11 protein-coding genes are annotated in these 14,367 nt (G+C 62.1%); 8 read left to right on the forward strand and 3 right to left on the reverse strand.

Going from position 1 to position 14,367, the window contains the following annotated elements; translation table 11 throughout:
- Nucleotides 1-23 precede the first annotated feature (23 nt).
- The 8 genes from J1M87_RS03330 (at nt 24) to J1M87_RS03365 (ending at nt 11,055) form a co-directional block, all read left to right on the forward strand.
- Complete coding sequence (locus J1M87_RS03330; protein WP_206487788.1) at nt 24-1,358, forward strand: NAD(P)/FAD-dependent oxidoreductase; 1,335 nt, start codon at nt 24-26, stop codon at nt 1,356-1,358.
- A gap of 110 nt (nt 1,359-1,468) precedes the next feature.
- Nucleotides 1,469-2,911 (forward strand): sodium:alanine symporter family protein, encoded by a 1,443-nt coding sequence (locus J1M87_RS03335; RefSeq protein WP_206487790.1) that lies wholly within the window; start codon nt 1,469-1,471, stop codon nt 2,909-2,911.
- A gap of 168 nt (nt 2,912-3,079) precedes the next feature.
- Nucleotides 3,080-4,702: a DASS family sodium-coupled anion symporter gene (locus J1M87_RS03340; protein WP_206487792.1), complete on the forward strand. Its 1,623-nt coding sequence runs from the start codon at nt 3,080-3,082 to the stop codon at nt 4,700-4,702.
- Nucleotides 4,703-4,893: 191 nt separating this feature from the next.
- The gene (locus J1M87_RS03345; RefSeq protein ID WP_206487794.1) at nt 4,894-6,957 is read left to right on the forward strand and encodes an AMP-binding protein; all 2,064 of its coding nucleotides are present in this window, start codon (nt 4,894-4,896) and stop codon (nt 6,955-6,957) included.
- Between the two features lie 241 nt (nt 6,958-7,198).
- The gene (locus J1M87_RS03350; RefSeq protein WP_206487796.1) at nt 7,199-7,468 is read left to right on the forward strand and encodes a hypothetical protein; all 270 of its coding nucleotides are present in this window, start codon (nt 7,199-7,201) and stop codon (nt 7,466-7,468) included.
- A gap of 196 nt (nt 7,469-7,664) precedes the next feature.
- Nucleotides 7,665-8,483 carry an Fpg/Nei family DNA glycosylase gene (locus J1M87_RS03355; RefSeq protein ID WP_206487798.1) on the forward strand — a complete coding sequence of 273 codons (819 nt, stop codon included), beginning with the start codon at nt 7,665-7,667 and terminating at the stop codon, nt 8,481-8,483.
- Nucleotides 8,484-8,638: 155 nt separating this feature from the next.
- Nucleotides 8,639-10,483 (forward strand): DEAD/DEAH box helicase, encoded by a 1,845-nt coding sequence (locus tag J1M87_RS03360; RefSeq protein ID WP_206487800.1) that lies wholly within the window; start codon nt 8,639-8,641, stop codon nt 10,481-10,483.
- Nucleotides 10,484-10,833: 350 nt separating this feature from the next.
- Nucleotides 10,834-11,055: a hypothetical protein gene (locus J1M87_RS03365; protein WP_206487802.1), complete on the forward strand. Its 222-nt coding sequence runs from the start codon at nt 10,834-10,836 to the stop codon at nt 11,053-11,055.
- Between the two features lie 31 nt (nt 11,056-11,086).
- On the opposite strand, the gene J1M87_RS03370 is transcribed toward J1M87_RS03365, so the two are convergent.
- The 3 genes from J1M87_RS03370 to J1M87_RS03380 all read right to left on the reverse strand — a co-directional run bounded on the left by J1M87_RS03370 (nt 11,087) and on the right by J1M87_RS03380 (nt 14,351).
- Nucleotides 11,087-11,551 (reverse strand): SRPBCC family protein, encoded by a 465-nt coding sequence (locus J1M87_RS03370; RefSeq protein ID WP_206487804.1) that lies wholly within the window; start codon nt 11,549-11,551, stop codon nt 11,087-11,089.
- Between the two features lie 53 nt (nt 11,552-11,604).
- Nucleotides 11,605-12,243: a DUF4232 domain-containing protein gene (locus J1M87_RS03375; RefSeq protein ID WP_206487806.1), complete on the reverse strand. Its 639-nt coding sequence runs from the start codon at nt 12,241-12,243 to the stop codon at nt 11,605-11,607.
- 113 nt (nt 12,244-12,356) lie between these two features.
- On the reverse strand, nt 12,357-14,351 hold the full coding sequence (locus J1M87_RS03380; protein ID WP_206487808.1) for a TerD family protein: 1,995 nt from the start codon (nt 14,349-14,351) through the stop codon (nt 12,357-12,359).
- Nucleotides 14,352-14,367 lie beyond the last annotated feature (16 nt).

The following is a 14,367-nucleotide window of genomic DNA, read 5'->3' on the forward strand; positions in this document are numbered from 1 at the left end:
CCGCCCAAGCGATCGGAGGGCAGATGACGCGATTCGACACCATCGTGGTGGGAGCGGGAATATCCGGTTCGACCGCTGCCCGACTTCTGCACAGGGCGGGTCAACGCGTCGTTGTTCTCGAAGCTCGTGACCGCGTGGGTGGTCGTGTGTGGACGGTACGGACCGACGGCACCATCCTGGACGTCGGTGCGTCGTGGATTCACGGTATCGACAACAACCCCCTCGCCGATGCCGTGCGGGCTTTCGGAATTCGGACAGCCGAGTTCACCGTGGGCAGCTACCAACCCGACGGCCGACCCATTGCGTACTACTCCCCCGCGGGTATCAAGTTGAGCGACGCCGATGCAGCGCAGTTCGCCGCCGACATCCATCACTTCGATGCAGGCCTTGCCGCGACAGTCGCCGAGGTACCACCAGGAACGTCGTTCGAAGAGGCAGTGGAAGTGACTCTTCGACAACTGGATTGGGGCCGCGATCGACTCGACCGGGTGCGCGAGTTCGTCGGTCACCGAGCCGAGGAACAGCTGGGAGTAGGGCCCGGACATCTCGACGCACACGGCTTGGACGACGATTCCATCGATGGAGACGAAGTCGTATTTCCCGACGGGTACGACGAAGTCGCTCTGCAGCTGACCGATGGCCTGGATGTTCGACTCGAGCATGTGGTGACGCACGTTCAGTGGGGCGAAGGCGGAGTTCGGGTGCACTGCGGGTCGCAGTCGTTCTCGGCCGACCGTGCTGTGGTCACTGTCCCGATCGGGGTTCTGAAGTCGGGGAACTTCACCATCGAACCTCCGCTGCCCGAGCCGGTGTCGGGTGCACTGGGCCGCCTCGAGATGAATGCATTCGAGAAGGTGTTTCTTCGATTTCCGATCGCGTTCTGGGACGAGAACGTCTATGCCGTACGGCAGCAGGGTGAGGCGGGGCGTTGGTGGCACTCGTGGTACGACGTGACCCTGCCGGGCGGGCGGCCCACATTGCTGACGTTTGCCGCCGGCCCCTCCGCTCGACACACCCGGCACTGGTCGGACGGCCGCATCGAGGATTCGGTCGTCCGGGCGCTGCGCGGCATCTACGGCGACCGCGTCGTTCGGCCGGAGAGCGTGTACGTCACTCGATGGCAGGACGATCCGTTCTCGTACGGTTCGTACTCGTACATGACGGTGGGCTCACGAACGGGCGATCACGACGATCTAGCCACGCCGATCGGTGGTGTACTCCACCTCGCGGGTGAGGCCACCTGGACGGATGATCCAGCGACGGTCACCGGTGCGATGAAATCGGGACACCGTGTTGCACAACGCATTCTGGAGCGCTCGGTGCCGTATCGGCTCATCTGGGATTCGCTGGCGCGTTGAGAGGGTCGCCGACGTCGAACTCGGCAGACCATGTTCGGTGCAAACCTCGAGCAATCTGCGAGTAACGTGCTGTCGACGCACCCGCACACCGAGCACTTCAGGATGGCACCGTGGACACCGTCAATTCAGTAATCGACTTCTTGGCAGATCGTCTCTACAGCGTTTTCCTCATCTACTTGCTGATCGGCGTCGGACTGTATTTCACCGTCCGCACCAAGTTCGTTCAGGTCCGGCTACTCCCCTCGATGTTCAAGGCGATCGGTGGGTCGCGATCGGATGCCGAAGGCGGCATCTCGGCATTCCAAGCATTCTGTGTCGGACTGGCGTCCCGAGTGGGTACGGGAAACATCGCCGGCGTCGCCATCGCGATCACTCTCGGTGGACCGGGTGCCATCTTCTGGATGTGGTTGGTCGCTGTGGTCGGCATGGCGACTGCCTTCATCGAGGCCACGCTGGCACAGATGTACAAGGTCAGAAATCCGGACGGCAGCTTTCGCGGCGGCCCCGCCTATTACATTCAACTCGGCCTCGGCTCACGGCGCTGGGGAATCGTCTTCGCCTGCCTGCTGATCTTCGCTTTCGGCTTCGCCTTCAACATGGTTCAGGCAAATACGATCACCGAGTCCTTCTCGTCCACGATGAACATCGACGCAGGCTGGATCGCCGTGTTCCTGGTGGTGCTGTCGGCTCCGATTCTCTTCGGTGGCGTCCGGCGGATTGCTCGGGTGGCCGAATATCTCCTGCCCGTCATGGCCGTGATCTACGTGCTGCTTGCAGTGGTGATCGTGGCGATGAACATCGGTGAAATCCCAACGGTGTTCGGTCAGGTCGTCTCCAGCGCCTTCGGCTTGAACGAGGCGATCGGCGGCACGACGGGCGGAATCTTGGCTGCCATGCTCAACGGCGTCAAGCGCGGCCTGTTCTCCAACGAAGCCGGAATGGGAAGCGCACCGAACGCAGCGGCGACGGCGACGGTATCGCATCCGGTCAAGCAGGGACTGATTCAGTCGCTCGGAGTCTTCTTCGACACCATCGTCATCTGCAGCGCGACTGCGTTCATCATCCTGGTCTCGGGTGTGTACGACGTCGAGAATCCAAGCGGGGTCGCGGGTGCGGTGCTGACCCAGGATTCGATCTCTGCCCAGCTCGGAACATGGACGACGATTCCGTTGACCCTGCTGATCTTCACGTTTGCGTTCTCGTCGATACTCGGCAATTACTCGTACGCCGAGATCAATCTCAACTTCCTCGGAGTCGAGGGCAAGTTACTCAATGTGCTGCGCACCATCGTTCTTGCGGCTATCGGCTTCGGTTCACTGTCTGCGTTGACGACGGTATGGGCATTGGCAGACGTCGCTATGGCGGCAATGGCCACTGTCAACCTGGTAGCGATTGCGCTGCTGGGCAAGTGGGCATTCGGCGCATTGGCGGACTTCGAGGCAATGCGGCGGGAGGGCCGAGACGACAAGTTCGTCGGCCGCGGGAACAGCCACCTACCCGGCGACCTGCCGGGAGATGTCTGGGACCCAGTTCTCGACGAGAAATTGAGCTGAGTCGAATCCCCACCCGAGTACTCGGTTCGCCCGAACGCGAGGGTGGGGATCCGTCCTCGTGCGAATCCGTACCCCCTTCGAGGTCGCCGTGCCCAACAGCCCGATAATGAGACAGATAGGACATTTCGGGCTATAGGCTGGCAGGACGCCGAGAACGAGGAGGTACGTGTGACGCAACTGGGTGGCGAAGACAAGACTGGTCGCCGATCGGAGGATCAGGATTTCGCCGAAGTTGATCAGCGATCAGCTGGTGAACGCGAAGCCGAAGTGGCACCCGGTCGTCGAAAGCGTCAGTGGATCGGACTCGCGGTCGGCCTGATTCTCGCAGCGCTCGTCTACGCACTGCTCCCGGATGACGTGGGACATTCGGCTCGCCTGACCGCAGGCACGGCAGTGCTGATGGGGATCTGGTGGATGACCGAGGCAGTCCCGATTCCCGCGACAGCGCTGTTGCCTCTGATCGTCTTTCCGGTCTTCGATTCGAGCGTCACTGTCAACGGCGTTGGGGCCTCGTACGGCAACAGCATCATCTTCTTGTTCATGGGCGGATTCCTGCTGGCCTTGGCCATGCAGCGCTGGAACCTGCATCGACGCATCGCATTGCTCACGGTCAACGCCATGGGCACGAAACCGACGATGGTCATCGCAGGTTTCATGATCGCGACAGGCTTCCTGTCGATGTGGGTATCCAACACCGCAACCGCAGTGATGATGATTCCGATCGGCGTCTCGGTGCTGGTGTTGGTACTCGATATCGGCAAGAAATCCGGTGCCGTGCCTTCTTCCGAGGGAACGGATTCAGGCCGCGAGGGTGCCGCACCCGACGACAAGACCATCATGGACGCGGTCATAGCGAGCAATTTCGGTACGGCTCTGATGTTGGGTATCGCCTACGCCGCCTCGATCGGTTCGCTCGGCACCATCATCGGCACGCCGCCCAACACCTTGCTCGTCGGTTACCTCGAAGGGCAAGGAATAACGATCGGATTCCTACAGTGGATGATGGCGGGGGTTCCTCTTGCCGTCGTTCTCCTGTTGGTCGCCTGGTTCCTACTCACACACGTGATGTTCAAGCCTGAAATCGACGACATCCCTGGCGGAAAGCAATTGATCCGGGGAGAACTGGACTCCCTGGGAAAGATGTCGCAGGGCGAGATCAGAGTGGGATCGATCTTCGTGGCGGCCGCCGCGTCGTGGGTCGGGGTGCCGCTGCTCTTCGACAGCCCGCCCATCTCCGACACCGGCATCGCCATGACGGCGGCCGTACTCCTGTTCCTGCTCCCCAGCGGCAGCAAAAAGGGTGTTCGCCTCATCGACTGGGACACTGCGGTCAAGCTGCCGTGGGGCGTGCTGCTGCTGTTCGGCGGCGGCCTCGCGCTGTCCGCCCAGTTCCAGGCAAGCGGCCTGACCGACTGGATCGGCAGCGTCGCGGGAGGTCTCGATACGATCCCGGTGATCTTGCTTGTCTTCGTTGTGGCCGCGGCGATCGTCTACCTGACCGAGATCACCAGCAATACCGCGACCGCGGCGACCTTCCTCCCCGTCGCAGGCGGCGTCGCTATGGGGATGGACATCGACATTCTCATCTTGGCGGTTCCAGTGGCGTTGGCCGCGACCTGCGCCTTCATGTTGCCCGTGGCCACGCCGCCGAACGCGGTGTCCTACGCCAGTGGCTACATCACGATCGGACAGATGATGCGGGGTGGCTTCTGGCTCAATCTGATTGCCATCGTGATGATCACGATTGCCGCGTACACGGTATTCGCGTGGTCTCTGGACATTCAGTTCTGATTGCCCGTCGCCCCAAGGCCGAGGAATCTGCCGGGAAGGAAGAAGTTCGACCGATTCCACACGTGAACCATGCGCGGGGATTACCATAGCGATTTCATCCAGGCGGATGACCCGTTCCAGGTACGCGCGGCCATCCCCTGGTCGGTGCTGGAGCGGCGTCTGTGCCGTCTCGGCGGTTCAGGGGGTGGGCAATGGTATCGGACGTCATCGACTGCAACGTGGTGTTCGCACACGATGTCGAGCAGGTCTGTGCAGTACTGAGCGCAGTCGAGCTGTTCCCGCGCTTTTTCACCGGACTCGAATACTGCGTGCTTCATGAGTCGGCATCGAGGTACTTGTGTGCGGTCGGCGGCCGAGAGCACGAGCTCGCGCTGGTGGTCAACCGACGAAACCAGCCGATCATCACCGTCGAACACACCGAGTCGGGCGGCTTCGTCAGATTCACCCTGACGGCTCTGTCCCCGACCGAGACGAAGATCGACATCACCGTGTTCAGAGCGGGTCTCGGTGGGGCCTACTCACCTCAGCCCGCCGGCAACCGCGCGGTCATAGACTGGGTCCTGGCCGGTCTCGGCAGATTGCAAGATTCCCTGTCGGGGACTCCCACATCGCTCGTGTCCAACAGCGGAGACTCGCGATCGATACAGCTTGCGATCCTCAAGACGATGATCACCAGTGGCGTCGTGCGCGCCGCGCGGCCGGACCGCGCATTCCGGCAGTTGAACTCCCTCGCGAAATGGGGCTTCACGCTGGGAGGCGGCTTCGCGGCCGCCACCGCGAAGTCTCCGGACGAGATTGCTGTGATCGACGACCGGGGAACCCGAACATTCGCCGAGATCCACCACCGGTCACATCGCATCGCGGCAGGTCTCGATGCATCCGGAATCCACCCGGGAAGCACGGTTGGAATTCTGGCGCGCAACCACTCCGCGATGATCGAGTGCACTGTCGCCTGCGGCATGCTCGGGGTGGAGGTGGTGCTGCTCAACACCGGCCTGGCCTCGCGGCAGATCGAGACGATCGCCGCTCGTCATCAGCTCCGAATGGTGTTCGTCGACGACGAATTCGACTCGATGGTGCGTTACTTGGGCGAGGATGTCACCCGCGTCAGCCTCTCGTCCCACACCGCGATTCCGCGTCGACGCACCCTCGAGCATTTCGTCGCGCCGCCGTCTGCCACATTCGTGCGCCCTGATCGCCCAGGGGCGGTAGTGGTGTTGACATCAGGGACCAGCGGGTCACCGAAGGGTGCGCTCCGGCCGACCCCGAGAGGCTTCGGGACCATCGCCGCTATGTTGTCTCGGATGCCGTTGCGGACGGGCGAGCGCATGCTCATCGCGGCACCTATGTTCCACAGCTGGGGACTGGCGGCACTCCAGATCAGCACATCCCTTCGAGCCACGGTGGTGCTCCAGGAACGGTTCGATGCCGAAGACTGCCTGCGTGCAATCGAGGAGAATCGATGCACCTCGCTGATCGCCGTCCCGATCATGCTGCAACGCATCCTCGACCTGCCCGAGGCAGTGCGCTCCCGCTACGACACCTCCAGCTTGCGTGTCGTTGCTTGCAGTGGTTCGGCGCTGAGCGGATCCACCGTCAGCAACTTCATGGATGTGTTCGGCGATATTCTCTACAACTTCTACGGCTCCACCGAGGTTTCGTGGGCCACCATCGCTACACCGGACGACCTGCGCGCCTCCCCCGGCACTGCGGGACGGCCGCCGCTCGGCACGACCATCGCTGTGCTCGACGCCGAGGGCACAGCTGTTCCGATGGGAAGCGTCGGTCGGATCTTCGTCGGCAACGACATGCTGTTCGACGGCTATACCAACTCCGAGCCACCGCCGACCACCTCGGCGCGCGGTACCGCGTTGATGGACACCGGCGATCTCGGCTACCTCGACTGCAACGGCCGACTGTTCGTCAGTGGCAGGGACGACGAGATGATCATTTCCGGCGGCGAGAACGTATTTCCGGGCCCGGTCGAGGATGCAATTGCCAATCTGCCTCAGGTCGGCGAGGTCGCTGTCGTCGGTGTGCCCGATATCGAGTACGGCCAACGTCTGGCGGCTTTCGTCGTCGGGCGAGGTGCAGCCGGCCTCGATGCCGACATGGTGCGCGCGTATATCAAAAATCGCTTGAGCCGCTTCTGCGTACCCCGAGACATCACTTTCCTCGACGAGCTCCCTCGCACTGCGACCGGCAAGGTCATCAAGAGAATGTTGATCGAGCCACCCACCGCCGCGGGAACCTGACACGGGCATAGTCTTCACTCGACTCGACAGCCCGAGTGGCACTACCCGACCGGTGACGGTCGCGCGGGAACGCCGAGCACATTCGAGATTTTTCCACCTGTTCTCGGAGGCGACCCTCGCGGAGCAACAGGCCCGCGCCAACCTGCCCTCTCGCGACGACGGGTCCACTTTGAGCACCGACGTTTGACAGGGCCGTACCGATGTTCGACGGTAGGAGAACGAACGAACACGGGAGGGGCCCATGGACACAGTATTGGTGCTCGTCGTCATCGTCGCGGTTCCTGTCGTTTTCGTCGTGATCGCGCGTGTACTGCGCGCGCGGATGCGAAGCGGACGCTTCCACGGGATCGACAGTTCGGTCGGCGGCTCGGCGTTCATGGGCGCGACACGTGGGCCGGGCATCGCCCCGCCTGACCATCGCGATCTACCCACGGACTCGAGTCGGCACGAGCCGTCGTCGTTGGAGGACATCCCAGAGAGACAGAAGCGGTTGCCACACCCGGAGTGGTGATTCCGCCCGATAGCGACAATCGCGATCGCGCTTGCCCCACCACCCCTTTCATCGATCCGACCACAGCGGATGCGCGCTCGCAACCACTCCGAACCAGGGCCGGAGGACATGGTTCTCTGCACGCTGGACGGAGACGTTTTCTCCGGTTTCAGTTGGAGGGCGAGCTTGTTTTGCGAAGATCGGGTACACCGGATCCATGCCCGAACTCCCCGAGGTCGAAAATGCCCGGCAGGTCGTCGAGAAGGCGCTCGGCCGCGTCATCGTCGATATCGACGACACCGACACTTTCGAGTGTCGCCCGCACATGCCGGGCGAAATCGCCCAGGCGCTGACCGGCGGGAAGCTGACCGAGGCGTGTCGCCGCGGCAAGGCGATGTGGTGCGAAACCGTCACCGCCGACGGGTCGAGCGGGCCGACGCTCGGCATTCACCTGGGCATGGGCGGACGCGTCATCGTCACCGCGCCGGACGGCGAGCGGACGTCGCAATACGGCGGCGGAGATCCTCATGTGGGCGAGCGCCCTACCGACAAGCCGGAGTGGACGCGGTTCTCGATGACGTTCGACGACGGCGGGCAGCTTCGACTGTTCGACAAGCGACGCCTCGGACGGGTTCGACTCGAACCTGACATCGACGCACTGGGCCCGGATGCTGCGGAGATCACCCGCGACGAATTTCGCCACCGAATCGGTTCGAGCGGGGCACCTCTCAAGGCACGGCTGTTGGATCAGGCCGCGATTGCAGGGGTGGGGAACCTTCTTGCCGACGAGGTGCTGTGGCAGAGCCAGCAATCGCCGTCGAGGCGAGCCAAGACGCTCACCACCGAGGAACTCGATGAGCTCCGGGTGATTCTGCGGCGAGCGATCAGATCTGCGATCAAGAAGGGAGGCGTACACACCGGTGAGGTGATTGCGTTCCGTCAAACGGATGCGACGTGTCCGCGATGTGGGGCACCCATGTCACGCGGGACGGTGGGCGGCCGAACCACGTGGTGGTGTTCGCGCGAGCAGACGTGATCCGGCTTCACATGCATGAACAGCTCTCGATAGTGGTGTAGGACAGCAATTTTCGGAATTGTCAACCCCGTTCGAATGCGGCGAAGATCCGACGAACGACGTACCGTGTTGTCAGCTTCGGGCCTACCGAGGCAGCAAACTTCGCCGGAGGGTGCATGCTTTCGACCGCTGACACTGATACCCCGCACGTCACCTATGTTCCGCATCGTCATTGTTTCGCCGTCTGGCACAGCAACAGAACAGCGCCGCTCTCGGGCGAGACGACCTCGATCGACCTGGCGGTGCCCGATGAACACGGCAGGGTCAGCGTGCGCACCATCGGAGCTCAGCTCGTGGACGCGACCAGCAACGAGCTCCGGTCCGCCGTCGGGACCGCGGACTCTTTGTCGGCACGCAGCTGGTTGGCGATTCTCGATCATGTCGAGCAAGACCACGGTGCAAGCGTGGTTCCCGTATTACTGGCCGACGCGCTTCCGCCTGCAGCGCATGCGGTTCCGAACACCGGCGGATCGAGCATGCTTACCGCGCACGGCGCCGTGGACGCACTGCGCTCGAGTCTGCGTATCGAGCATCAACTCACTCGGAGTGCGTCGACCTTCACCCCTCGCCCTTACCAGCTGCACGGTGCGTCGTGGATACCGACTGTTCACGAGATCGGCGGTGGAGGAATTCTCGCCGACGAGATGGGCTTGGGCAAAACACTCCAGGCCATCGCGCACATGATCGTCGGTGCGCGACGCGGTGAGGGCTCTTACCTGGTGGTGTGCCCGACATCTCTGATCAGCAACTGGCGGCGAGAGATCGAGACCTTCTCTGCCGAAGAACTTGTCGTCACTGTGTATCGCGGCGCATCTCGCACCCTCGAACACTGCTCCGAACAGGGCTCGGTGACCGTGACCGGTTATCCCACATTGCGCACCGACGCAGATCGATTGAGCGAAATATCCTGGAACACAGTGTTCTTCGACGAGGCGCACGTCATGAAGAATTCGCGAACCAAAATTGCCAGGGCTGCACGTCGGTTGACGTCCACAGCGCGCATAGCGCTCACCGGCACGCCGATCGAGAACCGGATGGACGAACTCTGGGCCTTGGTCGATCTCACCAATCCCGGTCTCCTGGGCACCCACGCGCGTTTCACTCGCCGATTCTCCGCGCCCATCGAGAACGGGGGTTCGGCCACCGCACTCGCACAGCTCTCCCATGCCATCGCGCCCGTCGTACTCCGCCGAACCAAAGCGGAAGTCGCGACCGACCTTCCACCGAAGCACCACATCGAAGTGCTGTGCCCCATCACGAGCGAGCAAGAGAGACTGTACAACTCGGCCGTAGACGAAGCCTTCGATGCCGGTTTCGGCACCGGTCGCGGCCGAGGCACCGCTGTGCTGGCGTTGCTCACCTCACTCAAGCTGATCTGCAACCATCCGGGACTCGTCAACGGAGACCTGTCCGGATCGGCCGAGCGGTCAGGCAAACTCGTCAGGCTCACGGAAATCGTCGAAGAGCTCGCCGAATCATCGCAGGCTGCCCTCGTTTTCACCCAGTACCGCCGAACCGGCGAGATACTCGCCGATCATCTCGGACGCATCACCGGAACAACAGTCCCGTTCTTTCACGGCGGTCTCGATGTGGACAAGCGAGAGACCATGGTCGACGAGTTCCAGAACAGCGATGCGTCAACCGTCATGATTCTCAGCCTGAAGGCGGCGGGGTACGGGCTCAACCTCACCCGCGCAAGCACCGTGATCCACTACGACCGCTGGTGGAATCCGGCCGTCGAAGCGCAGGCCACCGACCGGGTTCACCGCATCGGTCAGACGTCGACGGTGACCGTCATGGCACTGACCACTGAAGGAACGCTCGAAGAGCACATTGCATCACTGCACACCCGCAAGAAAGCCATCGCCGGCGTGACCGAGAGCAACAACGAGATGGCCCTCGCGGCGCTCGACGACTCGACATTGCGAGAAACGTTGTCGTTGAGAGCGGTGATGCGCTGATGGTCTCGTCACCGCAGCCTCCCCCCTTCGGGTCGACGCCCTGGGGCAAGGACTGGCTTCGGCGAGTCGAACCTCTCGCCGCCACCCGCCCGAACCCGATGCTCCCGCGGGCGCGGGGCCTGGTGCGCAACGACGCAGTTGACGTGGAGCACAATGAAATCGGCAGATTCCGGTGCAGAGTTTCTGCGGCCAAGAAGATCGAGACAGCGGTCATCACCGTCCCCCGATTCACCGCGGCAGAGAGGAAGTCGATACTTCGCATACTTGCCCGCCAGATACCCGGCACTTCATCGAGCGGCGATCTTCCCGACGAAGTTCATGCCGAACTCGTGTCACGGAAGATGACACCGGTGCCAGAGACAGTAAACACTTCCTGCACGTGCTCAGGAAAAATCCAGCCCTGCCTTCACGTCACCGCTGCCACCTACGCGATCAGTCTGCTGACCGATCAGTCACCCGCAATTGCGCTGGCCGTCCGCGGAGTCGATGTGTTGGCCGGGACGGCGTCGAGAAATCACCCGCCGCGGTGGACAGTCATCGACAGTGTCGACGCTGCAGGGTTTTTCGGCTGATGAACAGCCATCCGTGGGAATATGCTACTGGTCAGGATGTCGCTTCGACTGCGAGCCGTGCAAGTGTGTCATTCAGCTGATCTTCGGTGACCAGCGGAAACTTGATCTGCTCCAGCAGCTTTTTGTCCGTCACCTTCGACCAGTCGTACGTGTGGCGGACCAAGGTTTCGTTGGGGCCCTGGGACTCCAGCTCCCACAACCACTCCCATCCGGGAGGCTCGTTGCCCGCCGGTGCGGTCTTCCATGCCAGGAGCTTGTCCTTGGCATACCCGCTCACGATGTTGTCGGTTTGGTATTCGCCGCCCATGTGGTCGCCCTGCATGTTCATCGTGAACTTCTCGCCGACCTTCTGGATCCGGTCGGCGTGGTCCACGCCGCGCACGAATCCTGAACCGTCGAGTGCTTGATGCCGCTCGGGGTTGGAGAGGACATCGAAAACCGCGTCGACGGGAGCTTCGATGGTGCGTTCAACTGTGACCTTGGAGTTCTCTGTCATGTCTACAAGGTGCCCACTGTTCGGTGTCCTCAATCATCGAACGTGTATCGAACTCACTCGGCCTCGACCGGCTGCACAGCGAGCTGCGTGATCGACGGGTCCACCGAGCTGCACCCAGTCGTGGGATATGCCAGATACACGACCTCGGTGGTGTTGGGCGAGTAGACGTCGATTCCGGATACAGCAGTCGGCACACACGCGTCCGCCGGGTAGTTTTCGACCACTGCCGCTTTGACGGTTGCTACCGCCACCGCGCCAGGTACCAATTCGACCGGCACTGGATCCGATTCGGATCGGACCGCCGCCTGCCCCACCCGAGCACCACCTCGGCTCGAGACATACGAGACGCCGGGATAGCCGACGAGTCTGCATGTTCGATCTCCGATATTGGTGAATTCGATAGGTAACTCCGTCGAGCCGGCAGCTCCTCGTGGCGTGGCGAGAGACACCGACAGCTCCGCCGCTGCGCAGTTCGGATTGTCGGCAGCGGTGGGGTCAGCTGATGTGGGCGGAACAGTACTGGTTGCGTCTGCGCCGGCTGTCGGACCCGTAGTCGTTGTCGAACGCGCAGCAGTCGAAGGCGCTTGCGCTTGTCCGGGCTCCGATACCGGGGCACCGTCGGTTGCACAGGCGGTCATGACCATTGCCGAGGCCAGCAACAGCACCGGAGACAGAATCCGCATCTTGTTCATCGTAAGCAATGCTACCGATTTGTTCGTGCGTCTGCCGCAATGCGCCGAGACCTTCAGAACACCAGTGATGCGACCCACAACCTGCACCGTCCCCGGCCGAGCGTTCCGCGGCTCTACTCGTTCGCATCCCCCGTAGTAGCCGTTTCCGGTGCCGAAGGTACCCATGGTTTGAGGGGCTGCAGCACGTCCCGGTAGAACGCGTCGAGTCCGTCGGTCACGCTACCGATGAAGCTCGCTGCGGTCCCCGAGCGCTTGCTGCCCATCTTCGTCGGCGAGGTCAGAGTGAAATAGTGCAACTCGCTGATGCGGCCTGCCGTCAAAGACTTCGTATCTGCTCGTACCGTCGCCAAGTTTTCGCACGAGATCTTACTCGAGTCTGCGAACACCGCTTCGACCAGGATGTCTGCTGGGGCGTTCTTGAGTTGTTTGAGGAGCCACGATGCTCGGCGAAACGCGGTTCCGTCTGTCGGCGCGTCTATCGAGGTGCTGCACTGAATTTTGTTGGTACGCATATCCGCTTCCACAGTGATATCACCGGCCGCATCTGGGACGCGCAAGGTTGCCGAGAGACAACCCGAGGCAACAAGTTTTTCGACGATGTACTCGTTTCGTAACTGTGGGTCACCACTCAGCTTTCTCGGGAGATGATGTTTGACCGGCACCCCGAGATCGCTGGTCATCCGTAGCGCCAAGTGCCTCGACAGCGACGCCCACGTGTTCGCAACCGCCAATGCCTTGACGTCACTGGCGCGGAGAGTCCCAGCGGCGACCGAATCACGGACCGCGACCCAATGCCGACCCATATCGACGAACTCCGTGGCACCGGATTTCGGATGCGTGAGATAGCGTACGAGTTCACCGAGAATCCAAACCTGAAGTGGATCCGTGAGATCTCCGTGCGACAACAACATTCGTGCTTCGTGTATGACTTCCGACCACGAAATGTGTCGCAATGAGACTCTGTTGAGCTTGGACTTGTTCACCTGGACCGGGAGTTCGCCTGCGGAGGCAGGTATGTCGTTGGACAGACTCAGAACGACGTCGTACCTGTGTTTTTTGGCGACCTCCAAATAGTTCTCCAGCTGCTCCTTGTACAGCTTGCCGGTCCCCGTCTTCACTTCGAGCAACGCTGTCCAGACCTGACCTGCGCGCGACACTCGGAAGACACCGTCGGGAATGACCTTGCCTTCCCCCTTGGCGAACTGAACTTCGGCGTAGCCCTCGAAGGGTCCGGAAGGGGCTCCCGCATGCGCGCAAATTGCCCGAGCGAACGGGCGTACCGCCTGCATCGTTGCAATCAAGGCAGAGGTGGCTCTCTTCTCCTGTTCCTCTCCAGCCCCGACGCCGGACACCGAGAACAGACGAGCTGTCTGCCAGCCGTCGCCTCCTGCCAACGTGAACTGGGGCGGGACGACCCGCTTGGAGATGGGCCTCTTCTTGGTGCGGACCCCGCGTTTGGGCGGTTCGACATCGACGATCGACACATCGACGATGTCACCGGTGGCATCGACTGCGTGCACATGCGCATCAGCTACCTCGACGACGACCACCTCGTCCGGTGACTGATCCGGGTCCACATCGTCCACGTCGACACCGAAATCCCGCGCCAGTCCGCCCAACCCGGTTACCCAGCCCTGCCCGACCGCCCGGAGCTTCCACGCACCGTTTCGTCGATACACCTCGCCGAACACCAACGCACGTTCGGAGGTCGCGTCAGCAGTGAGGAATTCCCCCAGCACCGAACCGGACTGGTCGCGCACCTGGAGGGAGAGCTTCCCGAAATCTCCCAGAGGCAATTCGTCGGAGCTTCCCGCGATGACGACCTTGTCTACTTCGGCAGCAAGAGAATCGAGATGGACGGCGACCCGCTCCTGTCGGCCTTCGTCGGTCCGGCTACTACCGAGATAGCGCACGGTGGCGTCCTCGGACTCCGGCTGGTTGTAGAAGACGAAGTCTGCGTCGGAACGCACCCTGCCCGCCGACGTCACCAGCAACGCAGAGGCATCGAGATCTCGTTCGTGGTCAACCCAGGACACGATGACGTCCAACTCCGTCACGTCGTCCGGTAGCGAAATATTCTGGCCCTTGACGAGAATGGGTGAACTCAAGCTGACACGCTCCTGT

This window comes from Rhodococcus sp. KRD162 (assembly GCF_017168335.1).
GTDB lineage: Bacteria > Actinomycetota > Actinomycetes > Mycobacteriales > Mycobacteriaceae > Rhodococcoides.